At 69.7% G+C, this 25229-nt stretch carries 29 protein-coding genes; 14 read left to right on the forward strand and 15 right to left on the reverse strand.

The window, feature by feature from the left end; all coding sequences use genetic code 11:
- Nucleotides 1-8: 8 nt before the first annotated feature.
- Nucleotides 9-563: an SWIM zinc finger family protein gene (locus ACZ6DL_RS03760; RefSeq protein WP_466048792.1), complete on the reverse strand. Its 555-nt coding sequence runs from the start codon at nt 561-563 to the stop codon at nt 9-11.
- Nucleotides 563-2320, reverse strand: a complete 1758-nt coding sequence (locus ACZ6DL_RS03765) for a DEAD/DEAH box helicase (RefSeq protein WP_466048793.1) — start codon at nt 2318-2320, stop codon at nt 563-565. Before ACZ6DL_RS03765 ends, ACZ6DL_RS03760 begins: the two co-directional genes overlap by 1 nt.
- Nucleotides 2321-2478: 158 nt before the next feature.
- Here ACZ6DL_RS03765 and ACZ6DL_RS03770 point away from each other — a divergent pair, with 158 nt between their 5' ends.
- The gene (locus ACZ6DL_RS03770; RefSeq protein WP_466049557.1) at nt 2479-3195 is read left to right on the forward strand and encodes a TetR/AcrR family transcriptional regulator C-terminal domain-containing protein; all 717 of its coding nucleotides are present in this window, start codon (nt 2479-2481) and stop codon (nt 3193-3195) included.
- Between the two features lie 105 nt (nt 3196-3300).
- Here the strand turns inward: ACZ6DL_RS03770 and ACZ6DL_RS03775 are convergent, their stop codons facing one another.
- Complete coding sequence (locus ACZ6DL_RS03775) at nt 3301-3495, reverse strand: DUF7455 domain-containing protein (protein WP_036538000.1); 195 nt, start codon at nt 3493-3495, stop codon at nt 3301-3303.
- 276 nt (nt 3496-3771) lie between these two features.
- Here ACZ6DL_RS03775 and ACZ6DL_RS03780 point away from each other — a divergent pair, with 276 nt between their 5' ends.
- A complete protein-coding gene (locus ACZ6DL_RS03780; RefSeq protein WP_466048795.1) occupies nt 3772-4131 on the forward strand; it encodes a DUF952 domain-containing protein in 360 nt (119 codons plus the stop codon).
- Here ACZ6DL_RS03780 and ACZ6DL_RS03785 read toward each other — a convergent pair whose 3' ends face one another.
- Nucleotides 4132-4779 carry a response regulator gene (locus ACZ6DL_RS03785; protein WP_466048797.1) on the reverse strand — a complete coding sequence of 216 codons (648 nt, stop codon included), beginning with the start codon at nt 4777-4779 and terminating at the stop codon, nt 4132-4134.
- A complete protein-coding gene (locus tag ACZ6DL_RS03790) occupies nt 4776-5966 on the reverse strand; it encodes a sensor histidine kinase (protein ID WP_466048798.1) in 1191 nt (396 codons plus the stop codon). The genes ACZ6DL_RS03785 and ACZ6DL_RS03790 overlap by 4 nt, the downstream gene beginning before the upstream one ends.
- A 93-nt stretch (nt 5967-6059) precedes the next feature.
- Between ACZ6DL_RS03790 and ACZ6DL_RS03795 the strand changes: the two genes are divergently transcribed.
- Both ACZ6DL_RS03795 and ACZ6DL_RS03800 read left to right on the forward strand, forming a co-directional pair.
- Entirely contained in the window at nt 6060-6542 is a 483-nt protein-coding gene (locus ACZ6DL_RS03795; protein ID WP_040867823.1) for a cation:proton antiporter regulatory subunit, read from the forward strand.
- 3 nt (nt 6543-6545) lie between these two features.
- Nucleotides 6546-7730: a cation:proton antiporter gene (locus ACZ6DL_RS03800; protein ID WP_466048799.1), complete on the forward strand. Its 1185-nt coding sequence runs from the start codon at nt 6546-6548 to the stop codon at nt 7728-7730.
- On the opposite strand, the gene ACZ6DL_RS03805 is transcribed toward ACZ6DL_RS03800, so the two are convergent.
- The 3 genes from ACZ6DL_RS03805 to ppgK all read right to left on the reverse strand — a co-directional run bounded on the left by ACZ6DL_RS03805 (nt 7731) and on the right by ppgK (nt 11069).
- A complete protein-coding gene (locus ACZ6DL_RS03805; RefSeq protein WP_466048801.1) occupies nt 7731-8495 on the reverse strand; it encodes a rhomboid-like protein in 765 nt (254 codons plus the stop codon).
- Between the two features lie 257 nt (nt 8496-8752).
- Complete coding sequence (locus tag ACZ6DL_RS03810; RefSeq protein ID WP_466048802.1) at nt 8753-10117, reverse strand: RNA polymerase sigma factor; 1365 nt, start codon at nt 10115-10117, stop codon at nt 8753-8755.
- Nucleotides 10118-10310: 193 nt separating this feature from the next.
- Nucleotides 10311-11069, reverse strand: a complete 759-nt coding sequence (gene ppgK / locus ACZ6DL_RS03815; protein WP_393228835.1) for a polyphosphate--glucose phosphotransferase — start codon at nt 11067-11069, stop codon at nt 10311-10313.
- A 167-nt stretch (nt 11070-11236) separates the two neighbouring features.
- Between ppgK and ACZ6DL_RS03820 the strand changes: the two genes are divergently transcribed.
- A complete protein-coding gene (locus tag ACZ6DL_RS03820) occupies nt 11237-12169 on the forward strand; it encodes an inositol monophosphatase family protein (protein WP_466048803.1) in 933 nt (310 codons plus the stop codon).
- Here ACZ6DL_RS03820 and cei read toward each other — a convergent pair whose 3' ends face one another.
- Entirely contained in the window at nt 12170-12847 is a 678-nt protein-coding gene (cei, locus tag ACZ6DL_RS03825) for an envelope integrity protein Cei (RefSeq protein ID WP_466048805.1), read from the reverse strand.
- A gap of 376 nt (nt 12848-13223) precedes the next feature.
- Between cei and ACZ6DL_RS03830 the strand changes: the two genes are divergently transcribed.
- A complete protein-coding gene (locus tag ACZ6DL_RS03830; protein ID WP_014986697.1) occupies nt 13224-13526 on the forward strand; it encodes a DUF4193 domain-containing protein in 303 nt (100 codons plus the stop codon).
- A 23-nt stretch (nt 13527-13549) separates the two neighbouring features.
- Here the strand turns inward: ACZ6DL_RS03830 and ACZ6DL_RS03835 are convergent, their stop codons facing one another.
- A complete protein-coding gene (locus tag ACZ6DL_RS03835) occupies nt 13550-14035 on the reverse strand; it encodes a DUF3093 domain-containing protein (protein WP_357116436.1) in 486 nt (161 codons plus the stop codon).
- A gap of 79 nt (nt 14036-14114) precedes the next feature.
- Between ACZ6DL_RS03835 and dut the strand changes: the two genes are divergently transcribed.
- Together dut and ACZ6DL_RS03845 are read left to right on the forward strand one after the other, a co-directional pair.
- Complete coding sequence (dut, locus tag ACZ6DL_RS03840) at nt 14115-14615, forward strand: dUTP diphosphatase (protein WP_466048806.1); 501 nt, start codon at nt 14115-14117, stop codon at nt 14613-14615.
- Nucleotides 14616-14620: 5 nt separating this feature from the next.
- Nucleotides 14621-15490 carry a DUF3710 domain-containing protein gene (locus ACZ6DL_RS03845; RefSeq protein ID WP_466048807.1) on the forward strand — a complete coding sequence of 290 codons (870 nt, stop codon included), beginning with the start codon at nt 14621-14623 and terminating at the stop codon, nt 15488-15490.
- A gap of 10 nt (nt 15491-15500) precedes the next feature.
- On the opposite strand, the gene ACZ6DL_RS03850 is transcribed toward ACZ6DL_RS03845, so the two are convergent.
- On the reverse strand, nt 15501-16196 hold the full coding sequence (locus tag ACZ6DL_RS03850) for an alpha/beta fold hydrolase (protein WP_466048809.1): 696 nt from the start codon (nt 16194-16196) through the stop codon (nt 15501-15503).
- A 132-nt stretch (nt 16197-16328) separates the two neighbouring features.
- Between ACZ6DL_RS03850 and ACZ6DL_RS03855 the strand changes: the two genes are divergently transcribed.
- The 3 genes from ACZ6DL_RS03855 to ACZ6DL_RS03865 all read left to right on the forward strand — a co-directional run bounded on the left by ACZ6DL_RS03855 (nt 16329) and on the right by ACZ6DL_RS03865 (nt 18196).
- On the forward strand, nt 16329-16706 hold the full coding sequence (locus tag ACZ6DL_RS03855) for an OB-fold nucleic acid binding domain-containing protein (RefSeq protein WP_040867807.1): 378 nt from the start codon (nt 16329-16331) through the stop codon (nt 16704-16706).
- A 3-nt stretch (nt 16707-16709) separates the two neighbouring features.
- On the forward strand, nt 16710-17402 hold the full coding sequence (locus tag ACZ6DL_RS03860; RefSeq protein WP_466048810.1) for a DUF3159 domain-containing protein: 693 nt from the start codon (nt 16710-16712) through the stop codon (nt 17400-17402).
- 167 nt (nt 17403-17569) lie between these two features.
- Nucleotides 17570-18196 carry a sigma-70 family RNA polymerase sigma factor gene (locus ACZ6DL_RS03865; protein WP_466048812.1) on the forward strand — a complete coding sequence of 209 codons (627 nt, stop codon included), beginning with the start codon at nt 17570-17572 and terminating at the stop codon, nt 18194-18196.
- 50 nt (nt 18197-18246) lie between these two features.
- Here ACZ6DL_RS03865 and ACZ6DL_RS03870 read toward each other — a convergent pair whose 3' ends face one another.
- Together ACZ6DL_RS03870 and ACZ6DL_RS03875 are read right to left on the reverse strand one after the other, a co-directional pair.
- Nucleotides 18247-18918, reverse strand: coding sequence for a potassium channel family protein (locus tag ACZ6DL_RS03870; RefSeq protein ID WP_357034218.1), 672 nt, complete (start codon nt 18916-18918; stop codon nt 18247-18249).
- A 2-nt stretch (nt 18919-18920) separates the two neighbouring features.
- Nucleotides 18921-19586 carry a potassium channel family protein gene (locus ACZ6DL_RS03875; protein ID WP_040867803.1) on the reverse strand — a complete coding sequence of 222 codons (666 nt, stop codon included), beginning with the start codon at nt 19584-19586 and terminating at the stop codon, nt 18921-18923.
- A 161-nt stretch (nt 19587-19747) separates the two neighbouring features.
- Here ACZ6DL_RS03875 and ACZ6DL_RS03880 point away from each other — a divergent pair, with 161 nt between their 5' ends.
- Both ACZ6DL_RS03880 and ACZ6DL_RS03885 read left to right on the forward strand, forming a co-directional pair.
- Nucleotides 19748-21736 (forward strand): APC family permease, encoded by a 1989-nt coding sequence (locus ACZ6DL_RS03880; RefSeq protein ID WP_391462426.1) that lies wholly within the window; start codon nt 19748-19750, stop codon nt 21734-21736.
- A gap of 19 nt (nt 21737-21755) precedes the next feature.
- Nucleotides 21756-23168, forward strand: a complete 1413-nt coding sequence (locus ACZ6DL_RS03885; RefSeq protein WP_466048814.1) for a class I SAM-dependent RNA methyltransferase — start codon at nt 21756-21758, stop codon at nt 23166-23168.
- Nucleotides 23169-23172: 4 nt separating this feature from the next.
- Here the strand turns inward: ACZ6DL_RS03885 and ACZ6DL_RS03890 are convergent, their stop codons facing one another.
- Entirely contained in the window at nt 23173-23976 is an 804-nt protein-coding gene (locus tag ACZ6DL_RS03890; protein WP_466048815.1) for an enoyl-CoA hydratase, read from the reverse strand.
- Between the two features lie 123 nt (nt 23977-24099).
- Here ACZ6DL_RS03890 and ACZ6DL_RS03895 point away from each other — a divergent pair, with 123 nt between their 5' ends.
- On the forward strand, nt 24100-24399 hold the full coding sequence (locus ACZ6DL_RS03895) for a DUF1330 domain-containing protein (protein WP_466048816.1): 300 nt from the start codon (nt 24100-24102) through the stop codon (nt 24397-24399).
- Nucleotides 24400-24423: 24 nt separating this feature from the next.
- Here the strand turns inward: ACZ6DL_RS03895 and ACZ6DL_RS03900 are convergent, their stop codons facing one another.
- Complete coding sequence (locus ACZ6DL_RS03900; protein ID WP_466048817.1) at nt 24424-25098, reverse strand: SIMPL domain-containing protein; 675 nt, start codon at nt 25096-25098, stop codon at nt 24424-24426.
- Nucleotides 25099-25229: the final 131 nt, after the last annotated feature.

A 25229-nucleotide genomic window follows, 5' to 3' on the forward strand; every position in this document is an offset into this window, starting at 1 on the left:
CCGGCCGTTCAGCCGGTCGTGGTTGTGAAGAATCGCCGCGGGTCCAGCGCACTGATCGGGGTCCACCGCGCCTGCGGTGCGGGCTCGTCCGAATCCATCGGCGTGGCAGCGAAATAGTCCTGGATCGCCAAGGTGAGGCGCGGATCCTCGTCGACTCGACGCGCCATCTCGTAGTAGACGGCCAGGACGTGGACGCACCGGGCCTTGCGGGCCGTGCACGAGCAGTCGGTGCCCGCGAGCTGTGGTCCGAGCGCTATTCCGGCCGCGCTGATCGCGCGATGCGTGTCGTCGGTCAGTAGGGTCGGGTCTGGTGCGATCGCGGCTATCGCGGTGATCGTCTGCCGGGACAGCGGCGCCACCTCCACGTGCGTCAGCGACGCCTCGCCGCCGCGGTGGATCGTGGCCCGCACCACCCGGCCCTCGACGGTGGCTCGCACGCCGTTGTTGCGGGCGATACTGCGCGCGCGGGGCAGCAGCGGATCCGGCCGGGTCTGGCGCAGCGGCTCGGCCAGCCGCACCCAGTCCATGCCCCATGCCGTGTAGCCGAACTCGTTGTCCGCCATCAATTCTCCCTCTTGCGCCGCAACATCTCGATCAGCCGGTCGTCGTCCAGGGCGGCCAGGGCCGCGATGCCCGCCGCGTCGCCCAGATCGCGCAGCGCGGCCTTGCGGTCGTGCATGCCCGCGATGTGCTCCTCCACGGTGGTGGCCGAGGTGAGCGTGGTGACGGTGACCGTGCGGGTCTGGCCGATCCGGTGGACCCGGTCGGAGGCCTGAGCCTCCACCGCGGGGTTCCACCAGCGATCGAAGTGGACGACGTCGGCGGCGCGGGTCAGCGTGAGCCCGGTGCCCGCCGCCCGCAGGCTGAGCACCAGCACCGGCGGTCCGTCCGCGGCTTGGAACCGCGTGACGGTCTCGGCGCGCTCGGCCTGGGAGAGCCCGCCGTGGAAGAACGGCGCCCGCACTCCGAACTGTTCGGCGAGGTGCCGCACCAGCAGCTCACCGGTCTGGCGGTACTGCGTGAAGATCAAGGTCGGGCTGCCGGTTTCGAGATTGGCGGCGACGATGTCGGTGCACAGGTCGAGTTTTCCGGAGCGGCCGGCGAGTTCGTGGAGTTCGCCGGTGATCAGCCCGGGATGGTTGCACACCTGCTTGAGAGCGGTCAGCGCAGCGAGCACGCGACCGTGGCGCTCGATGCCCGCGCCGAATCCGTCCTCGACGGCCTTGTCGAGCAGGTGATCGTAGAGCCGCTCCTGTTCGTCGGTGAGGTCGCAGAGCAGGTCGCTGTGGATCTTCGCGGGCAGCGCGGCGGCGACCTGGCTTTTCGTGCGGGCCAGCACCACGGGTTCGATGGTGTCGCGAAGACGCGCCGCGGCGGCCGCCGAACCCTCGTGGATCGGCCGCACGAAACGACGCCGGAACTGCGCCCGGTGCCCGAACAGTCGGGGCGCCACCAGGTGCAGCAGCGCCCACAGCTCCTCGAGGTGGTTCTCGACCGGCGTGCCGGTCAGCGCGACGGTCGCGGCCGCGTCGATCGCGCGCGCGGCCTTCGCGACCTGGGTGCGCGGATTCTTCAGCGCCTGCGCCTCGTCGAAGACGGCCGTCGCCCAGGCGCGCTGCGTCAGCAGCCGTCCGTGCAGCCGCAAGGTCGGATAGCCGGTGACGACGACGGTGGCGGGGTCGGCGTCGAGGTCGCCGCCGCGCCAGACGGCCACCCGCAGCCCCGGCGCGAACCGGCCGATCTCGTGTGCCCAGTTGCCGACCAGCGAGGTCGGGCACACCACCAGCTGTGGACCGCTCGCGGCCCGATCGAGCAGGAAGCCGATGGCCTGCACGGTCTTGCCGAGTCCCATCTCGTCGGCGAGCACCGCGCCGCCGTGCGCGGCCACGGTCTCGCGTAGCCAGCCGATTCCGCGTGCCTGGTAGGGGCGCAGTCGCGCTTTCAGCGTCGCCCGCAGATCCGCGGCGATGGCCTCGGTGTCGTGCAGTACGCGCTGCGCGCGGTGCGCGGAGACGATCGCCGTGCCGGACGCGTCGGGGACGGCGTGCGCGGCGGTGGGCAGCGCGTCGGTATCCGTGCCGGGTGGCTCACCGGCCAGTGCGGAGCGCACGATGCGCTGCCAGGCCGAAACGGACTCTCCGGAGTGCTCGAGCGTCGAGTCGGCGAAGGTCACGGGGTCCACCAAGACGGCGTCGACGTCGGTGACTTCCAAGGTTTCGCCCGCGGGGGCCGGGACGGCCAGCGCGAGGGTCTCGCGGTCACCCGGACCCGCCGGGGCCGGACCCGTAGCGAGTCCCGTCCAGGTCCAGAGTGCGAACATGTGCCGATCCGGTAGGTAAGTGGCATGTGTGCTGGGCAGGACGCACCCCTTTAAATCAACGTATGGCGTACGGAGTAAAGTGACAACGTACACCGTACCGAGTTTGTTCCGAGGAGTAGGTGAACGACGACATCGCACCCGACCAGGCGAGGCAGCTGATGGGCCTGCTCTGGCGGCACGAACTTCCACCGCGTCCGGTGGGGCGCGGTCCGAAGCAGACGGTCACCGTCGACGCGGTGGTCGCGGCGGCGGTCGCGCTCGCCGACCGGGAGGGCTACGAGAAGGTCTCCATTCGCACGGTCGCCGCCGAGCTGGGCCTGCGGCCGATGAGTTTGTACACGTATGTGCCGAGCAAGGACGCCCTGGCGGTCCTCATGGTCGACGCGGTGGCCGACGAGGACCCGCCGATACCTGCGGATCTACCGCCGCGTGAGCGCTTGGCCGCAGTGGCCCGCCGGGTCCGCGCGGAGTTCGTGGCGCACCCCTGGCTGCTCGAGGTGCCGCCCTGGCGGCTCGTGCTCGGGCCGGGACGAATGCGCCGCTATGAGCGGCAGCTCGCCGCGATCGAGGGTCTCGGCATGCCGGACGTGGTGATGGACCGGGTGATCGCCGTGCTGTCGGAGTTCGCCGCCGGGAATGCGCGCATGGCGGTGGCCGCTGCCCGCGAGACCGGGCGGATGAGCGACGCGGAGTGGTGGGAGGTGCACGGGCCGCTGCTGGCCGAGGTCATGCCGCCGAGCCGGTTCCCGCTCTCGTCGCGCGTCGGGGCGACAGTCGGCGAGCTGTACCAGGCGCCCGCCGACCCGGACGGCGCGTTCGAATACGGCCTGGCCAGGCTGTTGGACGGCATCCTCGCCGGAGTGTCCGGGAACTGATCGCCGCCCGGACACGCCGGCAGCGGGCGACCTGTGGGTCGCCCGCTGCCGGTGGAAACGGTGTTCTGTTGTCCGATGCTGTTGTGTCAGGACGCGAGGAGCAGATCAGAGTGCGGGAGCGGACTCCGTGTCGATCACGGCGTCCAGCTCACGCAGCCGATCCATGTGTTCGTTCGCGTGGTGCTGGCAGAAGAGCAACTCTCCACCTGCGGGCAGTACGGCACGCACTCGGGCAGCCGCCCCGCAGCGGTCGCAACGATCGACCGCGGTCAGTGGGGTGCTTGTCAGGGTTCCTGGCATGACTCCTCCGTCCTGGCTCCCGGTCCCGACGACCGTTCACCTGGTGTGGGGCCCGTGGTCACTCACCACGAGCTCGCTACCGCTACTTCCCAGCAGGGGTATGACTACTCTGTCAGACGTTCGGGACGGGGGACTTTGTTCCCGCGTATGAAGCAGTGTGTTTTCGATAACACGACCAGGGATTTCGCTACGGGCGAACGCCACAGGTCATGTCATCGATGTGCACTGCGTCACACTCTCGATCGGCCGATCCAGTTGTCTACCGGGAGATTACCCGTGACCTATGACACTCACACGCTTGTTCACCTATGCACTTCGGAGGAATGGCTTTCCGCTCGGCAAACGGGGGAGTACCGTGCGCCCTCGCTAGCCGAAGCGGGATTCATCCACCTCTCGTCGCCGCAGCAGGTGCACCTGCCCGCAAACCGGTTGTTCCGAGGACGGCGCGATCTGGTGTTGCTGCGTATCGATCCCGGTCGGGTCGGGTCGCCGATCGAATGGGAGCCGGGCGCGCCGACCGATCCGGAAGCGATGCTCTTCCCGCACCTGTACGGGCCTCTGCCGGTGGCAGCGGTCACGGGCGTCGAGGAGTACCTGCCCGAGGCGGACGGGACGTTCGCCCCCCGTGCGGAGTGACTATCGCTCCCGGATCTCGCGCGCCACGATGGCGGCTCGAACCCGCGACCGCACACCCAGTTTCGTCAGCACCCGGGAGACATGCGTCTTGACGGTCGTTTCCCCGATGAACAGCCGACCTGCGATCTGCGCGTTGGACAGGCCGTCGCCGAGACAATCGAGCACTTCGCGTTCCCGGTCGGTGAGTTCGTCGAGCCCGGCGGGGGCCGGTTGCGCGGCAGCCTGATTCGACGAGGCGAATGCCGAGATCACCGTTCGCGTCACTTCCGGAGCCAGCACGCCGTCACCCGCCGCCACCGCGCGCACCGCCTCGACCAGCGCCCGCCCCGACGTGGATTTCAGCACGAATCCCGAGGCGCCCGCGCGCAGTGTGCGAAAGACGTACTCGTCCACATCGAATGTGGTCAGGATGAGCACCTTCGCCAGGCCGTCGGCGGTGATCCGCTCGGTGGCGGCGATCCCGTCCATCCCGGGCATCCGCACGTCCATCAGCACCACCTGCGGCCGTAGCGCTTTGGCCTGTGCCACCGCGACATCGCCGTCGGCCGCCTCGCCGACCACCTCGATGTCGTCCTCGACGTCCAGGATCATCCGCAGGCCCGCGCGGATCGCGGCGTGGTCGTCGGCGATCACCACCCGAATCGTCATGCGGCACCGTCGGAGCCGAGCGGCAGCCGGGCCACGACTTCCCAATGGCCGGAATCCGTTCCGGCGCACAAGCTTCCGCCGAGCGCTCCGGCTCGCTCGCGCATGTTCGGCAGACCGCGGCGCGTAGCTGCGGCCCCCGGGTGCGGCCGCGCCGATACGGTCCGGTTGCGGACCGATATCCGCAGCATCTCGTCTTCGGCCCGCACGTCGATGCGGACCTCCTGTCCCGGTGCGTGTTTCATAGCGTTGGTCAAAGCCTCCTGCACGATGCGATAGGCGGTCTGCTCGACCGCGCCGGGCAGCGACGCGCCGTCCAGCGCTTCGCGCAATCGCACCGAGATGCCCGCCGCGCGTGCGGCGTCCACCAGGATCGGCAACTGGGCGAGGGTCCGCGGTGCGGCGGCCTCCGCCGCGGTGTCGTCGCTGCGCAGCAACCCGATCATGGTGCGCATCTCCTCCAGCGCGCTGACGCTGTTGGAACGAATGGATCGCATGATTCCGGCCACCGCGGGGTCGGCGTCGCGGCGGGCCAGCACCCCGAGCGCCGCCTCCGAGTGCAGCGCGATGGCCGACAGATGCCCGGCGATCACGTCGTGCAGGTCGCGCGCCATCGTGGTGCGCTCGTCGGCGATGGCCGCGCGGCGGTCGAGTTCGGCGACCAGGGTGAGCGCCTGGGCCCGGCTGCGCTCGGCAAGCGCGACCTCCTTGTGCGTGCGCACCGAACTCGCCCACCAGATCGGCGTCGCGACGAAACTGAACGCCCCTACCAACGCCAACGCGACTGCGCGCAGGTCGCCGGTCAGCGCGAGGGCCGACACCACGACCATGCCGCAGAGCACCGACCAGGACAGGGCCGTGATCCGTGACGTCCGGCGCCCGCCGTAGAGCACGGCCGCGTAGATCAGGTCGGCGTAGATGATCCACACCGACACCGTGGCGCCGAGCCGGATGTCCACCGCCAGGGGCAGGAGCCCACCCAGCATGGCCGCGACCGGCGTCCGGCGCCGGGCGAAGGTCGCCAGGCACAGCGCGGCGAGCACGCCGAAACGCACCCACAACGACACCTGCTCGCCCCGCTCGGTCATCGTGGACAGGCCGGAGAGGTACAGCGCCGCGCCACCGGCGAACGCGATAACCGCGCACAACGCATCCCGCGTCTGCTCCGGCACCTCCGACCAACGCCGCACGCCTCCATCACAGCACAGCGCTCGCGACGCGCCATCGGCCGAAGTGATGACCGATCGGGCCGCAGGCCGGGTGATCCGGTTAGTCTGGAGGGTGTGAACGTCGACGTCACCGCACTACCCGGCATCGGTGTCCGCAAGGACTTCGAAGTGCGTTCCGGTCGCCGAATCGGCGTGGTCGCCCACCGCGACGGTGATATCGACCTGATCGTCTCCAAGCTCGAGGACCCCGACGCCTGTGCCGCCCAGATCCCGCTGACCACCGATGAAGCGGCGGTCCTTGCCAACCTGCTGGGCGCGCCGCAACTGGTCGCCAAACTCAACGACGACCACCGGGACCTGCCCGGGATCACCACGCGCCAGCTGCCGATCGGGGACAACTCCCCGTACGACGGCCGCACCCTCGGCGAGACCGAGATGCGCACCCGCACGAAGGTCTCCATCGTCGCCGTCATGCGGGCCGGGCAGCTGCATCCCTCGCCCGGTCCCGATTTCACCTTCACCGCGGGCGATCTGCTCGTGGTCGTCGGCACGCCGGAGGGCTTGGATGCCGCCGCGAAGATCTTGACGCACGGCTGAGCCGTGACGGACACCGCGCTCGCCCTGATCGAGCTCGGAGCGGTTCTTTTCGTTCTCGGCATGCTAGGGCGTGTCGCAGGCCGAGTCGGTATGTCGCCCATCCCGCTGTACCTGCTCGGCGGTCTCGCCTTCGGCCAAGGCGGTCTCATCGAACTCCGGGCCGCCTACGACTTCGGCCACGTCGCGGGCGAGATCGGCGTGGTGCTGCTGCTGTTGCTGCTCGGCCTGGAGTACACGGCCGTGGAGTTGGTGACCGGGCTGCGCCGTTCCTGGCCGGCCGGTCTGATGGACATCGTGGTCAACGCGTCCCCCGGTGCGGTAGTGGCGCTGATGCTGGGCTGGGGCCTCAACGGCGCGATCACGATGGCGGGGGTCACCTACATCTCGTCCTCGGGCATCGTGGCGAAAGTCCTCGACGACCTCGGGCGCCTCGGCAACCGGGAGACACCGGTCATCCTGTCCATCCTCGTGTTCGAGGACTTGGCGATGGCGGTCTACCTGCCGATCCTCACCACGGTGCTGGCCGGGCTGAGCTGGGTCAGCGGCCTGCGCGCGCTGGCGGTGGCGCTGGTCACCATCACGCTGGTCCTCGTGGTGGCCCTGCGCTACGGACGGTACGTGTCGGCGATCGTGGACAGCGCCGATCGGGAGGTCTTCCTGCTCACCCTGCTCGGCGCGGCGCTGCTGGTGGCGGGCGCCTCCTCGGCGCTGAGCGTGTCGGCGGCAGTCGGAGCGTTCCTGCTCGGCATCGCGATCTCCGGCTCGACCGCGCGCGCGGCGGTGAAAATGCTCGAACCGCTACGCGACCTGTTCGCGGCCATCTTCTTCGTGGCGTTCGGCTTGAGCACCGACCTTCGATCGATCCCCCCGGTATTGGGGTGGGCAATCGTGCTCGCCGTGGTCAGCGTCGTGACGAAGGTGGCGACCGGGTGGTGGGCCGCGGCGCGGGAGGGCATCCGGCACCTCGGCCGTGCCCGCGCGGGCGCGGCCCTGGTCGCCCGGGGGGAATTCTCCATCGTCATCGCGGGACTGGCCGTGAGCGCGGGTGCGATGGACGGTCAGCTCACCGCGCTCGCCTCGACCTACGTCCTGCTGATGGCGGTGCTGGGTCCGATCGCGGCGCGTGTGGTCGAGCCGATGGTCGGGCTGTTGCGCAACCGCGGCCGTCCCGAGCCTTCGGTGTCCTGATCAGCTCCGCGCCCAGCGGGCCTTGCGCGCGGCCGTCCGTTCCAGCCGGTGCCAGAACAGGCTCGCGGTCGCGCCGACCGCCAGCCCGATCACGGCGGCGCACAGATGGCCGTAGTCGGTGAAGGTCGGTTCCACCCACAGCGCCGCGCCGAGCGCCACGAGGATCGTCCCGGCCCACACCGCTCGCACCCTGCCACGGAACCGGAACGCCAGGGCCGCGAGCACGGCCGAGAACCCGTAGCTGGTGCCGACATCCGCGGCGACGGCCACCCGTAAGGGAATGACGCCGCGGTCGATGGCATGGGCGATGCCGGTGACGGTCAGCAGCGTCGCCCCGATGTGGCCGGTCGCGAACAGCAGAATCCAACGCCCGGTGCCCAGCCAGCGCTCCGCATAGGCCATGACGACTAGGAAGCCGGCGATGGTCGCCCAGGGAAAACCGCCTTCGGTCCAGAACGCCGAGGCGACCAGCACCTGAACCGGGTTGTGCCGCATGTTGTACAGGTTGGTCGACGCCGAGAAGATCAGCCTGCGCTCGACCGAGTCTCCGACCCCGCGCAACGTCCACCATGTGACGAACAGCGTGAACGCGTATGCGGTGCTCGCGGGGGCGGCGCCCAGATGCTCTCGGATCGCGGGCAGGATCCGGCGCGGCGATTCGGGACGGCGCAGCCATACCCAGGTGTCACGCAGTTCGGCGCGCAGGTCGGCGGTCTGCGTCCACGGCGACCGCGGTACCGGTGAAGTCGAGGGCGGGGCAACCACCCCGCAAGTCTGCCGCGCCGGGCGTACGCCTGCCGTGAGGCCCCGTGTGCGCTGCGTCACGGCACGAGCGAGGGCCGTCCGTACGAACTCGGTGGTAGTCGCCCCACGATCGGTCCAGGGGGCCGCAGCGAGGGATGTGGAATCCGATCGAGCGCTCACACGAGCGACCCGGGTCACCCGAAGCGCGACGCCCGCATCCGCCGGGCCGCTGGAGGAATCGAGCGGCGCGACGAATACGGGCGTCGAGGCGATGCGAGTTAGTCGAGGTAGTCCCGCAGGACCTGGGAGCGGCTGGGGTGGCGCAGCTTGCTCATGGTCTTGGACTCGATCTGGCGGATGCGTTCACGGGTGACCCCGTAGACCTGGCCGATCTCGTCGAGGGTGCGGGGCTGACCGTCGGTGAGCCCGAAGCGCAGCCGGACAACGCCCGCCTCGCGCTCCGACAGCGTCTCCAACACCGACTGGAGCTGGTCCTGCAGCAGCGTGAAGCTCACCGCGTCCACGGCGACCACGGCCTCGGAGTCCTCGATGAAGTCGCCGAGCTGGCTGTCGCCCTCGTCGCCGATGGTCTGGTCCAGCGAGATGGGTTCACGCGCGTACTGCTGGATCTCCAGCACCTTCTCCGGCGTGATGTCCATTTCCTTGGCCAGTTCCTCCGGCGTCGGCTCGCGGCCGAGATCCTGGAGCAGCTCACGCTGGATGCGGCCGAGCTTGTTGATGACCTCCACCATGTGCACCGGGATGCGGATGGTGCGGGCCTGATCGGCCATGGCGCGAGTGATGGCCTGCCGGATCCACCAGGTGGCGTACGTGGAGAACTTGTAGCCCTTGGTGTAGTCGAACTTCTCCACCGCGCGGATCAGACCCAGGTTGCCCTCCTGGATCAGGTCGAGGAACGCCATGCCGCGGCCGGTGTAGCGCTTGGCCAGCGAGACGACCAGGCGCAGGTTGGCCTCGAGCAGGTGGTTCTTGGCCCGGTTGCCGTCGCGGACGATCCAGTTGTAGTCGCGGCGCATCGCGACCGGCAACTTCTCGCCCTGCTCGGCGAACTCGCGCACCTTCTCCGCGGCGTAGAGGCCCGCCTCGATCCGCTTGGCGAGTTCGACCTCCTCCTCGGCGTTGAGCAGCGCGACCTTGCCGATCTGCTTGAGGTAGGCGCGGACCGAGTCGGCCGAGGCGGTGAGTTCGGCGTCCTTGCGGGCCTGCCGCAGCGCCTCGGACTCCTCCTCGTCCCAGACGAAGTCGCCGGAGGCCTTGTCCGCGGGCGTCGGTTCCTCGGCTTCCTCGGTCTCCGCCTCCTCGGCCACGTCGACCAGTTCGTCGCCCTCGGTGAGGTCCTCTTCGGAGACTTCCAGATCGCCGAGATCTTCGAGATCGAGCGACTCGTCCTCGATCACCTCATCGGTGCCGGGCTCGCCGTCCGGGCCCGCCTTTTTGGTGGTGGCCTTCTTCGCCGGAGCCTTGGTCGCCTTCGCGGCCTTCTTGGCAGGCGCCTTCTTGGCGGCGGCCTTCTTCGCCGGAGCCTTCTTCGCGGCAGCCTTACGGACCGGCCGTGCTGCGTTTACATCTGCGGAGTCGGCATCGGCCGAGTCGGCGGTCTGACGGGTATTCGTGGCTACCACGTACGCCCTTTCGTGACGGTCTCGTGCGGCGTCACGCCAGAGTAGTGTTCCGGCGGAGCGATCTGTCGGGTTTCACCGGCGGAGGGCCGGTCGGGGTTTCTCCGGCTCAGCCGGGCACGTTCCATTGTAACGATCTAACCAGGGTACCTACGGCACGATGCCGGTGGCGGCATCCTCGCCGTACCCGCGCGCCTCACGGTGCGACTCCTCCAGCGATCGCCATGGCGGCGCCGACGATGCCCGCGGTGTTGCGCAGGCGGGCCGGGATGACGGGGGTCCGATTGGTGAGCAGCGGGATCCACTGCTCGGCGTCGCGGCTGATGCCCCCGCCCGCGACGAAGACGACGGGGAAGAACAGGTCCTCCAGTGTGGTCAGCACCAGGCTGACCTGCGCTGCCCACTGCTCGTAGCTCAGGCCGTCGCGTTCCTTGATCGAGGCCGCCGCGCGGTGCTCGCTCTCCATGCCCTGGACCTCCAGGTGGCCGAGTTCGGTGTTGGGCACCAGCGTGCCGTGGTAGAGCAACGCGGAACCGATGCCGGTGCCGAAGGTCAGCAGCAGCACCAGACCGGCGAAATCGCTTGCCGCGCCGTAGCGGTCCTCGGCCATGCCCGCCGCGTCCGCGTCGTTGAGCACGGTGACCGGACGGCCGCCGAGCGCGGTGGAGAACAGCGCCCGCGCGTCGGTCCCGATCCAAGATTTGTCGATGTTCGCCGCGGTGCGCGCCACTCCGCCGGTCACCACCGCGGGCAGCGTGAGGCCGACCGGCCCGGTCCACCCGGCCTCGGCGACCAGTTCGGCCACCGCCTCCGCCACGGCACCCGGTGTCGCGGGGTGCGGCGTCGCGATCTTGATCCGCTCGTGGACCAACTCGCCGGTGGCCAGATCGACCGCGGCGCCTTTGACACCGCTGCCGCCGATGTCGATGCCGAATGCGTGCCCCCGAGCGGACATGACTAACCCCTCGTTCCCTGTGCTGGCCGGTGTGATGACAGCGCTGCACGGGGCCCACGCCGCCGCTGCGGGCGCTGCGAATGGGATGCCCGACGACGGCGCTGTGTCGTGCACGACAAGAGTAATGGGACCACGGGGCTGGGCGTTCGGCGAGGATGTGTGATGCGATGGAGGGCGTGCCGGAAACCTCATCGCCAGTGTCCGACTACACCCCCGACTCCTTCGTCTCGATCGTCGCGCGTGGCGACGAAGCCGACCTGCGTCGCGTCGCGGTCGACATCGCCGAGACGGCCGCCGCCCATGTCCGTGCCCGCCGCCCCGAGGTGTTCGGGCCCGCGGGCGCGCACGCCGAAGGGGCCGTGCAGTCCAAGAGCCACGAGACCGACCCGGTGACCATCGTGGACACCGAGACCGAAGATCTGATCCGGAAACTGCTCGCCGAACAGCGCCCCGGCGACCCGATCCTCGGCGAGGAGGGCGGCGGCAGCCTCGACGACGCGAGCGCGGACACCGTCCACTGGGTGGTGGATCCGATCGACGGCACCGTCAACTTCCTCTACGGCGTCCCCGGCTACGCCGTGTCGGTGGCCGCGCTGCGTGGCGGGCGACCGGTCGCGGGCGCCGTGGTGGACGTCGCGCGGGCGGCCACCTACAGCGCCGGGCTCGGGCTCGGTGCGCTGCGGGTCGACGCCGACGGCGTGGTGGAGCACCTGAGTTGCACGCCCGTCGACTCGGTCGCGATGTCGTTGGTGGCCACCGGATTCGCCTACGGCAGGCAGCGCAGGACCAGGCAGGCCGAGCTGGTCGCGCAGGTGCTGCCGCACGTGCGCGACATCCGCCGGTTCGGCGCGGCGGCGCTGGATCTGTGTCATGTCGCGGCGGGCCGGGTGGACGCCTATTACGAGCACGGATTGAACGCCTGGGACTGGGGCGCGGGCGCGTTGATCGCCGCGGAGGCGGGCGCGCGGCTGACGCTTCCGCCCGCGACGGCGCCGGGCACCGACGGCGACCTGGTGGTGGCCGCCGCGCCCGGCATCGCCGAGGAATTGGGCGAACTGCTGGCCCGGGTGGGTGCTACCGAGCCGATTCCGGACCGCTGATCAGCAGCGGGCCTGTCGCGCGGCGTCGAGCAACTTGACATCGATGGATGTGGAGTTGCCCGGCGCCGGGTTCTTGAGCGAACGCAGCACTTCCTCCGCGTCGTTGCTGGGCCGGATGTCCCGGAACAGCGAGCCGAGCACCAGATCCACGGTGTCGTCGCCGCGCTGATCCTCGATCAGCTCGGCACACGGCGCGACCAACTGCACGGCGGCGGCGGCCGGACGGCCGTTGACGCCGAAGCGGACCTGCCCGGTGCATTCCAGGTCGCCGTTGACGTATACCGAATCGTTGCCGTATTGCGTTCCGGGTGCGCTCGCGAAGCCGAGGTCGCCGAGCTGGGCGGCGACGTGCGCGGCCTGGCCGCGCTGGTTGTTCGCGTTGAGCACGCGCACCTTGCTCGCCGCCAGCGGGGCTGGTTCCACGTCCTGCAGCCGGCCGGCGCCGACCCGCTGGCCGAGTGGAGTCGGTTGCGGCGCACCGGGATCCGACGCGGGGCTGGGCGAGTTGCACGCCATCGCGGTGTGGTCGGCGTCGTGCGTCGTGAGGGCTTTGACCCAGACGATCCCGCAGATCAGAGCGAGAACGCCGAGCATGATGAGCCAGGGCTGGGGGCGGCGACGCAGGAACGGCCGCCCGTGCGGATCCGTCGAGGTACCTTCGGTGATCAGTGAAACCACCAGCACACTCTACGAAAATCTGACGGCGACCCGGCGCAAGGTCTCGGTGCGTTCCCCGGATGGTGTCGATTGGCCCTCATTTTCGACTCGGCTGTGTTTTGATTGCGACTTTTCCTCCGGGGTCCGCTATTGTCTGGCGGCCCAGATCGAATCGCCGGTGCGGAAATCAGTGGTCGGTCGCGGGAACAAGAAGGGCATGTCCTGCGTTTACCCAGCGCTATCGGGAGTGGATCGACACGATCCGCCCTGATAGGCGACCGGTGTACGTGTGACGTGCACCACCGGCGGGGCGGTACCGGTCGCGCCGATTCCGGCAGGAATCGGGTGTGAGCGGACCGGTCCGGGATATACGGAGTTAGGACGAGGGGAAGACGACATGGCAACCGACTATGACGCACCGAGGCGCACCGAAACCGACGACGTGTCGGAGGATTCGCTGGAGGAGCTGAAGGCTCGTCGTAACGAGGCACAGTCCGCCGTCGTGGATATCGACGAATCCGATACCGCGGAGTCGTTCGAGCTTCCCGGCGCCGACCTGTCCGAGGAAGTGCTGACGGTTCGGGTGATCCCGAAGCAGGCCGACGAGTTCACCTGTTCCAGCTGTTTCCTGGTTCATCACCGGAGCAGGCTGGCCAGTGAGAAGGGCGGCCAGATGATCTGCATGGATTGCGCCGCCTGATCTCGACGAGATCGAGCAGAGTCTCAGCCCGCGCTCGGTAGACCGAGCGCGGCAAGGACCCGTTCGGGCCGCCGCGTACTGACCAGCCAGTACGGCGTCGGATCGTCCGGGTCGTCGAGCACGAGCAACACCATCGGCCCGATCCAGGGGCGATGCTGGACATAAGCGGCGGGGTCGAGCTGGCGACCCAGCGCCGCGCTTTTCGCGGTGGGGGCGACGGCGGCCGCGCGGGCAACGAAGTTCACCGGTAGATGTGCGCGATCAGCGCGCAGCTCCGGTGTGCCGTTCGCGTCCGGCGCCACTTCGACGCGGTGCCGGCTCAGCCACAGCAGCACCCAGACCGGCACCGGGAACAACAGCGCATAGGGCAGCCACGCCCGCAGACCCGGCGCGCCCATGTGGATCTCCGCCGCGAGCAATCCGGTGACGGCGAACGCCACCGGCCACCACCACAGCGGCACCCACAGGCGCTCCCGGTAGTGCTGCGCGGGCTGCTTTTTCTCGTCCATGGTCATGGGATTGGGCTGGTCCGACACGAGTCAACACTAAGTCACGAGGGCAAACAGCCTACGCGTAGGCTCGTCCAACGTGAGCGCACTTTCACCCATACCCTTGCTGCGGCTGGACCCCGGCATCCCCGTGCCCACGCGTGCCCATGCGGGCGACGCGGGCGTGGATCTGTGCACCACGCAAGACGTCATCCTGGAGCCGGGGGAGCGGGTGCTGGTCGGCACCGGTGTCGCCGTCGCGCTACCGGTGGGCACGGTCGGCCTGATCCATCCGCGCTCGGGTCTGGCGGCCAAGACCGGGCTGTCGGTGGTGAACACCCCGGGCACGGTCGACGCGGGGTACCGGGGCGAGATCAAGGTGTGCCTGATCAACCACGACCCACGCACGCCGATCGAGTTGCGTCGCGGCGACCGGATCGCGCAACTGCTGGTGCAGCGTGTGGAACTGGTGGATTTCGCGGAGGTCGACACGCTCGACGAGACGACCCGGGGGGCGGGCGGGTACGGCTCCAGCGGTGGTCACGCGAGCCTGACCGCACCGACGAACGGGGTGGGCCGGACGACCGGCAAGGAGGCATGACGGGAATGTTCGGGAAGAGAAAGAACGCGAGCCGGGCCGCGGACGACCGGTACGACGAGGCGGACGACTACGCCGACTACGAGTCCGCCTACGCCGACGAGTACGACGACGACTTCTACGACGACGCCCCCACCGACGAGCGGTCCTACGAGGGCGTGGATCTGAACGCCGACCGGCCGCACGGCCGGCCGGGCCCGTACGACTACGACGAGGTCGCCGAGCTGCTGGACGAGGTGTCCGAGCAGCGGCTCGATCTCGGGTCGGTGCTGTTGCCGGTCCCGCCGGGCGGTCAGTTGCAGGTCGAGATGACGCCGGAGGGGCAGCCGCAAGCGGTGCACCTGGCCACCGAGCACGGCCGGATCACCGTCGCGGCCTACGCCGCGCCGAAGACCACGGGCCAATGGCGGCTGGTCGCCGCGGATCTGGCCGACTCGCTGCGCAAGGACGGCGCCCGGGTGTCGGTCGAGAACGGGCCGTGGGGCCGGGAATTGCTGGCGCTGACCGAAGGCGCTGATCTGCGTTTCATCGGTGTGGACGGCTATCGCTGGATGGTGCGGCTGGTCGCGGCGGGCCCCTCGGGCGCGGCGAACGACGGCACCCCGCTGGTCAAGGCGGCGCGGGCCATCCTGAGCGAGACGGTCGTGCGGCGTGGGGAGGACCCGCTGCCGGTACGGGAGCCGCTGCCGGTGGTGCTGCCCCAGCAGCTGGCCGAGCAGCTGGCCGCGGCCCATCAGCAGCAGGTGGAAGCTCAGCAGCAGGCGATGGCCGCGCAGGTGGCGGCGCAGACCGGCGCGCAGCCCGCGGTGCCGCGGATGCCGCAGGGCCCGCGTCGCGGCGCGGACGGGTCGGCCATGCAGCAGCTCGGCCTGAACTGAGCCGACGAACTCACCAGAAGGCGCCGATACCCGCGTGTCCCAGGATCGCGGGGTCGGCGCCGAGTTCGTCGAGGGTGATCCGGTGCAGCCGCGAGCGCGGGGCCAGCGCCGCCCACTCCTCGGCGACGGCGTGTGGATGCACCGGGTCGTCGACCGCGGCGACCACCGCGAGCGGCGGCTCGAACGTGGCAAGCAACTCGGCGGCAGGCCACTTGTAGTCGGCGGCCTCTTCCAGCGCCTGCGGAAGAGCCGGCCACTGCGCCCGCCACGACTGGGTCAGCGCGTCGGCCAGCCACCGCGGGCTGCTCTCGCGCATCCGGTCGGTCACCGCGGCCAGACCGTCGGTGCGCAGCTGTGCGGCGGTCGCCGCCGCGCTCAGTGCTGCTGGGCAGGCGGCGGTATCGGGTCCGGTCCATGCGGGCAGCGCCGCCACGACTCCCACGACGCGATCCGGATGCTCGGCGGCCCATTCCAGTGCGATCGCCGCACCGAGCGAGATGCCCGCGACCAGCACCGGGCCGGCGCCGGACGCCGTCTCCAGCGCGGCAAGGCAGCTCGCCACCACCCGGCGGGGGTCCGGGTCCACCGCGACGAAATCCCAGCCGCGTGCGGCACAGGCGGGCCCGAACGCGCGCCGGGCGAAATCGGCGTCGGATCCGGTGCCGGGCAGCGCCACGACGCGAGCGGGGTGTGGGGAGTCGAACATCGGTCCGAGCGTAGCGGGGGTGGCCCCACCCATCTACAGTGGCGTTGTACGGCCGCAGCGGGTCGTGCGGATCGGATCCCTCACGATGGTGTGCGACCCACGCCATCTGCTCTATGCAGGAGAGCGTGCACAATGTCATCCGCAGCCTCAGGGTATTTTCGACGTCTGGGCCGCAGGCTGACCCAGGACCTCGATCAGCTGGACGCCGAAGAACTGGCCGAAACCTCCGAGGCCTCGGGCGCGTCGCGCGCGTCGGAGTGTCGGCGCGGTGACGAGGCCACCATGCTCGGTAGGCTCCGCAGTGTCGAAGCATGTCCCAAGTCGGCGGGCGCCAGCGTCCAGGCCGAGTTCTTCGACGGCACCGACGCGATCACACTGGTCTGGATCGGGCGCAGGCGCATTCCCGGCATCGAGCCGGGGCGGCGCATCCTCGTCCGTGGCCGGGTCGGCGACCGTGACGGCCGCAAAGTGATCTTCAACCCCTACTACGAATTGCGCGGGAACAGCTGACGTATGCCATTGAGCGACGACAACGCAGGATCGGACGACCGCACCGGGCCGAATGTGCCCGATCGTGACGAGGAACGTGCCGAACAGACCCTCCTCGAACAACTCGGCGGCTTCAGCGGCCTGATCTACTCGACGCTTCCCGTCGTCGTGTTCGTTCCCGTGAACAGCCTCGCCGGGCTGACCGCCGCCATCTGGGCGGCCCTCGGCGTGGCCGCCGCCATCCTCGTCTGGCGCCTGGTGCGGCACGATCCCATCCAGCCCGCCATCTCCGGCTTCTTCGGCGTCGGCATCTGTGCCTTCATCGCCTACCGGATGGGCGAGGCCAAGGGTTTCTTCCTGTTCGGCATCTATACCAGCCTCGTGTACGCCGGGGTGTTCCTCGCGTCCATCCTGGTCCGTCGGCCGTTGGTCGGCGTGATCTGGGGCGTGCTGAACGGGCACGGCTCCGACTGGCGGTCCGATCCGCGCTCGGTGCGCCTCTACGACCTGGCCACCGCTACCTGGATCGTGGTGTTCGGGGCCCGCTACCTGGTGCAGTCGCAGCTCTACGACACCGACCACACCGGCTGGCTCGCCTTCGCCCGCATCGCGATGGGTTGGCCGCTGACCGCGGTGGCGCTGGGCGTCACCGTCTGGGCGGTGCGGCGGGCCGGCCACCTGCCCACCAAGTCGGTGGTCGCGGCCGGACCGGCTTGAGCTGTTAACCCTCCGCCGCCGCCAGGCGAAATGCACAGGGGTGGGATAAGTCCCACCGCGGAGGTGGGTGCTTCCCCACCCTGGGGTGCCTGGTCGCCCCTCCGAGTTTCTCAGACGATCTATGCGTACCGAAAAACACGCATTGATCGGCAAGAAAGGACTCGGACGTGGCTACCGAGCACAACACCGCGGCGCTGCCCAAGAACCACCACCCCGCTCTCTCGGAGAGCCGGCGGGTGTCGGCCGAGCTGGATAAGCTGATCGGGCCTGCGGCGGCGGGCGATCGCCGGGCGGTCGCGGAGATCATCCGGATCGTGCATCCGCTGGTGCGACGCTACTGCGGCGCGCGCCTGGGCAATACGGCTCACCTGCAGGTCACCGCCGACGACGTGGTGCAGGAGATCCTGCTGGCCACCGTCAACGCCATCCCGCGCTACCGCGACCAGGGCAAGTCGTTCCTGGCCTTCGTCTACGGCATCTCGGCCAACAAGGTCGCCGACGCGTTCCGCCGCTCGCAGCAGCACCCCGCCTACCCGATGGCCGATGTGCCGGACTACGCGTCCTCCGCCGCCGGGCCGGAGGAGTGGGCGCTGGCCTCCGAACGGCGGGCCGCCACAAAAGAACTCATGAAGGTGCTGGCCCCCGCGCACCGCGAGGTGCTGGTGATGCGCATCGTGCTCGGCTGGTCGGCAGCGCAGACCGCCGAGGCCATCGGCACCAGCCCGGGCGTGGTCCGGGTGATGCAGCATCGCGCGCTGAACAAGCTGCGCGCGCAGCTGAAATTGGCCGCGTGACTCAACTGCGGTCCTTCGCCGCGAACCCGCGTCCGGCCGTATTCGGGGAGTTATGGCCTGATGCCGTGGTTGGCGAGTTCCAGCCGGAGGTCTTCCTCGGCCTCCACCGAGGTCACGAACAGCAGCTCGTCGTCGCCTTCCAGCGCGTCGTCGGGCTGCGGCACGATCACGCGACCGCCGCGCAGGATGGTCACCAGGGCGGCGTCGCGCGGCAGGGTGAGCGTGCGCACGGGTTTGCCCGCCAGCGCGGTGTCCGCGGGCAGCGTCATCTCGACCAGATTTGCCTGACCCTGGCGCAGCGTCATCAGGCGCACCAGATCACCGACCGACACCGCCTCCTCGACCAGGGAGGCGAGCAGCCGGGGTGTGGACACCGCGACGTCCACACCCCAGGAACCGTCGAAGAGCCACTCGTTGCGCGGGTCGTTCACGCGCGCAACCACCCGGCGCACGCCGAACTCGGTCTTGGCCAGCAGGCTGTGTACCAGGTTCGCCTTGTCGTCACCGGTGGCCGCGATGACCACCTCGTAGGTCTCCAGGCCGGCCTGTTCCAGCAGGGCCAGTTCGCACGCGTCGGCGTGCACCCAGACCGCGTCCGGGATCGCGGCGGAATCGATGTGCTCGACTTCCCGCTCCAGCAGCATGACCCGGTGGCCGCCACGCAGCAGCTCCCTGGCGATCGATCGGCCGACGGCGCCTGCTCCGGCGATGGCCACTTTCATGTTCAGTCCTCGCTCGCTGGGGGCTTCGTCGCCAAGGCGACGGCTTCGCCCACGGCACCGGATGCGGCGGCCACATAGACGATGTCGTCGGCCTGGATGATGGTCTTACTGTCGGGAAGCAGTGCCTGGCCGAACCGGATGATGAACGCGACCCTGGCCGCGACGGTCTGCTCCAAGTCGCGCACGGTGCGGCCGTACCACTCCTCGTGCAGCGTCAGCTGGGTCACGGCGACCGTTCCGGTCGGGTCGCGCCAAGTGGTGGTGCCGGTATCGCCGATGAGCGCGCGCAGGAAGCGGTCGGTGGTCCACGGGACCGTGGCGATGGTCGGGATGCCGAGCCGCTCGTAGACCGCGGCGCGCTTGGCGTCGTAGATGCGGGCGACCACGCGCTCCACCCCGAACATCTCCCGGGCGACCCGAGCGGAGATGATGTTCGAGTTGTCGCCGGAGGAGACCGCCGCGAACGCGTTCGCCCGCTCGATTCCCGCCTTTATCAGCACATCTCGATCGAATCCGACACCCGTGACCTGCTCACCCGGGAAATCGGATCCCAGGCGCAGGAAGGAACTGGAATCCCGGTCGATCACGGTGACTTCGTGACCTACGCGGACCAGGGCCTGGGCCAGCGACGAGCCGACGCGCCCGCACCCCATGATCACTACGTACACCGTGCAACCTCGTTCCTGGAACCATGGTGTTCGGTCTGGTTTGCTGTTCGGTCGAACGCTACCCGTCGAATGATTCCACCGGCCACGTTCCCCCTCCAGCCGGCGAGCAAACCTGCGAGCCACGCGCGCGATCCACCGTGCGGGGGCCTATGCTCGCTCCAGTGTCCAAGTTGACGACGGCAGCGAAGCGAGTGCTGCTGGGCAGGCCTTTCCGTAGCGACTCGCTCGGCCATACGCTACTGCCGAAGCGAATCGCCCTCCCGGTGTTCGCCTCCGATGCCATGTCATCGGTGGCCTATGCCCCGGAAGAGATCTTCCTCGTGCTGTCGGCCGCCGGAGTGACGGCGTATCTGTACGCGCCGTGGGTCGGATTGGCGGTCGCCTTCGTCATGGCGGTGGTGGTGGCCAGCTACCGGCAGAACGTGCACGCCTACCCGTCCGGCGGCGGCGACTACGAGGTGGCCACCACCAACCTGGGGCCCACCGCGGGCCTGACCGTGGGCAGCGCGCTGCTGGTCGACTACGTGCTCACCGTCGCGGTGTCGATCTCCTCGGCCGCGTCCAACATCGGCTCGGCCATTCCTTTCGTCGCCACCCACAAGGTGCTGTTCGCCGTCGTGGCCATCGCCCTGCTCACGGCGATGAACCTGCGCGGTGTGCGGGAATCGGGCACCACGTTCGCCATTCCGACCTACGCGTTCATCGCGGGCATGTTCGTCATGCTCGGTTGGGGCCTGTTCCGGATCTTCGTGCTGGGGGAGGAGTTGCGGGCCGAGTCGGCGGGCTTCGGCTTGAACGCCGAGCACGAGCACCTCTACGGGTTGGCGTTCGCCTTCCTCGTCGCGCGCGCGTTCTCCTCCGGTTGCGCCGCGCTGACCGGTGTCGAGGCGATCAGCAACGGCGTGCCCGCGTTCCGCAAACCCAAGTCGCGCAATGCCGCCACCACTCTGCTGCTTTTGGGGACGATCGCGATCGTGCTGCTGATGGGCATCATCATCCTCGCCCAGAAGATCGGAGTCGTGTACGCGCACAACGTCGCCGACCTGACCGGCGCCCCGTCCGACTACCACCAGAAGACGCTGATCGCGCAGCTCGCCGAGACGGTGTTCGAGGGATTCCCGGTGGGCTTCTTCTTCATCACGACGGTGACGGCGCTGATTCTCGTTCTCGCCGCGAACACGGCGTTCAACGGGTTCCCGGTGCTCGGCTCGATCCTGGCGCAGGACCGCTACCTGCCGCGCCAGCTGCACACCAGAGGCGATCGGCTGGCGTTCAGCAACGGCATCCTGTTCCTCTCCGGCGCGGCCATCGCGTTCGTGGTGCTCTTCGGCGCCGAGGTGACCAAGCTGATCCAGCTGTACATCGTCGGTGTGTTCGTGTCGTTCGTGCTGAGCCAGACCGGCATGCTGCGGCACTGGACCCGCCTGTTGCGCACCGAGACCGACCCGGCGCAGCGCGCGCGGATGAAGCGATCGCGGGTGATCAACGCGGTCGGTCTCAGCGCCACCGGAGCGGTGCTGGTGATCGTGCTGATCACCAAGTTCTTCGCAGGCGCCTACATCGCCATCTTCACCATGGTCGCGATCTTCGTGGTGATGAAGCTGATTCGCAGGCATTACGATTCGGTCGCGCGTGAGCTGGACGAGCACGAGTGGGACGGTGTGCTGCCCAGCCGCTCACACTCGATCGTGCTGGTCTCCCGGCTGCATCTGCCGACCCGCCGCGCCTTGGCCTACGCGCGCGCCAGCCGCCCCGACACGCTGGAGGCGGTGACGGTGAACGTCGACGAGGCCGACACCAGGGCGCTGGTGCGGGAGTGGGAGAACAGCGATATCACCGTGCCGCTCAAAGTGATCGAATCGCCCTACCGCGAGATCACCAAACCGGTGCTCGATTATGTGAAGCGCGTACGCAAGGACGCCCCGCGCGACGTGGTGACCGTGTTCATCCCCGAATACGTCGTGGGCCATTGGTGGGAGCAGGTGCTGCACAACCAGAGCGCGCTGCGGTTGAAGGGCAGGCTGCTGTTCGAACCGGGCGTGATGGTGACCAGCGTGCCGTGGCAGCTGAGCTCGTCGGCGCGATTGAAGACGCCCGGGGTGGTGAACGCGCCGGGCGCGTTCCGGCGTGGGTACGAGGACCGGACATGACGCCAGTGGAGCATTCGGGATGAGCGATCGGCGGACCGGCACGTTCGAGGTGCGGCTCGGGCCGCCGGGGCACGGCGGCTTCTGTGTCGCACGGCACGAGGGACGTGTGGTGTTCGTCCGGCACGGACTGCCCGGTGAGCTGGTGCGGGTCCGGGTCACCGAGGATCGCGGCGGCTCGTTCTGCCGCGCCGACGCGGTCGAGGTGCTCGAGGCGTCCCCGGACCGAGTGCAGGCCACCTGTCCCGTCTCCGGTCCCGGTGGAGCGGGATGCTGCGATTTCTCCTTCGCCACGCCGGTCGCCCAGCGCGCGCTGAAGGCCACGGTGGTGGCCGAACAGTTGCGCCGGCTGGCCGGGATCGAGCGCGACGTGCTGGTGGAGCCGATCGGGTCCGGCGACGCGATCGGCGGGTGGCGCACGCGCGTGCGGCTCGCGGTCGACGCCAACGGGCGCGCGGGCGTGCACCGGTATCGCAGCACCGACGTGATCGCGGATCTGCGGTGCCCGCAACCGGTCGCGGGGGCGTTGGACGGCATCGCGGCCCGGCAGTGGACGCCCGGCGCCGACTTGGTGATCGCGGTGGACGGTGACGGGATCCGGCATGTCGTCGAGTTGGCCCCACCCGAGGCCGAGCCGGGAAGCCGTGGCGCGGATCGTCGCGGCCCGGGCGCGAGTGGTCGGCAGGCAGGTGGCCGGGATCGGCGCGGGGGCGCCGGAAGCAGCCGACGCGAGCGGCCGCACAGCCGGGGCAGGCGCGGCGGAGAATGGACCTCCGCGGACTCCACCCGCCGAGACGACCGCCGCGCGGCGTCCGCGCGGCGTGCGGCGGCCCACGCGGCGCGCGACGAGTGGGTGTTCGAGGGCAGCGGGCGCGCGGTCGAGTATGTGGCGGGCCGCCGCTGGGAGGTCGCGGCTACGGGCTTCTGGCAGGCGCATCACGGTGCGGCGCAACGTTATTCGGATCTGATCGCGGAATGGTCGGAACTCGGGCCCGGCGGGCGGGCCTGGGATCTGTACAGCGGCGCGGGGGTCTTCGCCGCGCGCCTCGCCGAGCAGGCCGGGCGGACCGGTGTGGTGCTCGCGGTGGAATCCGCCCGGCCCGCGGTGGCCGACGGCGCCGCCGCCTTGCGCGATCTGCCCTGGGTGGAGCTGCGGGCCCAGCGGGTGGAGCGCTGGGTGTTCGAGCACGTGGGCGGGGCCGCCCCGGATGTCGTCGTGCTCGACCCGCCGCGTGCAGGCGCGGGCAAAGAGGTGATCGGCGCCGTCACCGCCAGTGGGCCCGCGCGGATCGTCCACGTCGGCTGCGATCCCGCCGCGTTCGCCCGCGACCTCGGCTTGTATCAGGCCGCGGGCTACCGGCTGACCGATCTGCGTGCCTTCGACGCCTTCCCCGCGACGCACCATGTGGAATGCCTTGCGCTGCTGCGGCGCTGAGCGGTCAGTCCTCGTAGACCGGTGGCCTGCGGTCCCGGCGGGCGCGCATCGCCTCGTCGAAATTGCCGGTGGTGAGGCGCACGTAGAGCTGAGCCGTGCCTTCGTGCTGCATGTGTGACTCGAAGCCGGCCGCCTCCATACCGCTCCACAGCATGCGCTTGGTGAGCTCGGTGCCGACCCGGCTGTAGCCGATGATGCGTTCGGCCAGGTCGTAGCACGTGTTCAGCAGTTCGGGGCCCGGAACCGTGCGCGAGACCAGACCGATGCGCTCGGCTTCGGTCGCGTCGACGTCGCGGCCGGACAGCATGATCTCGAACGCGCGCGACGCGCCGACGGCGCGGGGCAGTAGATAGCTGAGGCCCAGTTCGGCCGAGGTCAGGCCGTTGTTGATGCCCGCGGCGCGGAAATACGCGTCGTCGGCGGCGAGCCGGATGTCGGCGCCGACGGCCAGGCACAGCCCGCCGCCGATGGCCGCGCCGTTGACCGCCGCGATCACCGGCTGGTGCATCCGCCGCAGCGTGATCAACACGTCGTTGAGCAGATCCATCGAACGCCGCGCGACGCTGGTGACGGTCAGCCCGTCGACGTTCGGCACCTTTCCCGCGCCGGTCAGATCGGCTCCCGAGCAGAAACCGTGTCCCGCGCCGGTCAGCACGACGACCCGCACGTCGTTGTCGGCGCGCACCTGCTCCAGCGCCTCGCGCAGCGGAATCATCACGTCGAACGCCATCGCGTTCATCCGTTCGGGTCGATTGAGCGTCACCAGGGCGATGTGCGGCCGCGGTGTGTCGATGAGCACGAACGACATGCGGCCTCCTGATCGGTGACGACCTCAATATAGGCACGGCGGGCCCCGCGCGGCGATGAAATCGAGCGCGCCGCCGCGGGATCCGAGCCGGGGGCGCCGGACCGGCCAATTAGAGTCACCACCATGACCGTGTACGTAATTGCGCAACTGAAGTTCACCGATCGCGCCGCCTACGATCGCTACCAGGCGCGCTTCCTGGACGTCTTCCTCCGCTACTCCGGTACGCTGCTGGCCGCCGACGAGTCCCCGCAGACCATCGAGGGCGTCACCGACCGCGAGAAGGTGGTCCTGATGTCCTTCCCCGACGAATCGTCCTTCCGTGCCTGGGCCGAATCGCCGGAATATCAAGAGATCTCGAAGGATCGGCACGCCGGAGCGGATACGGTCAGCCTGCTGGTGCGCGGTCTCGGTCACGGTTCCTGAACGCGGACCCCGCGGGACCCGCCGTCAGTCCAACTGCCAGGTGATGCGGATTCCCGCGGAGATCTCGCTCTGGCCCAGCTCGACCGGGATGGCGGCGGCGCGGTAGGCCTCCATCGGAGCCGACATGGACTGCGCGCGCGGCATCGGCGGCGCGGAGGCGGTGTCCTCGGTGATCGCCACGACCTTGCCGAGCGTTCGCTGCGCGCGGCGCGCGTACTGCTCGGCCTTGGCGAGGGCGTTCTCCCATGCGGCGTCGCGGGCGCGGGTGAGCAGGGCCTCCTGGTCGGCGAAGGTGAGGACGAGTCCACCGAGGCGGACGTCGTCACCGCCCGCCTCGACGCAGTTCGCGACGACGGTGCCGGGCGCGGGATCGGCGTCCTCGCCGACCTCGCGCAACGCGATCGTCAGCGATGTGCTCGCGAGGTATCCCGTGATGCGGTTGCCCTGCCCCTCGGTCCACACGGTCTCGGTCTGCACCGACAGTCCGCTGGTGGCGATGTCCGAGCCGTCCACGCCGTCGGAGCGCAGCGACCGCGCGACCGCGGCGACGCGCTCACCGGCCCGGCTGTAGGCGAGCGCGACCTTGCTCGCCCGCGATTCGACGGAGATGGTCACCCGCATCAGGTCGGGGGTGGCGCGGGCGGTGCCGTGCCCGTAGGTCGTGACGGTGCCCGCGCGCGAATCGGTCTTCTTGCCCACAACGTCTCCTGGTCGCTCGCTGTCGATGCGTACCGCACCATCGTGCCTGCTTCGAGGGGTGCCGCGGTCCTCGCTCGGGGCGAACCTGCGGGACGAGTCGCTCCGGGGTGGACGCCGCCGCCGATCCGCGC

The sequence above is a fragment of the Nocardia sp. NPDC041819 genome (assembly GCF_055590505.1).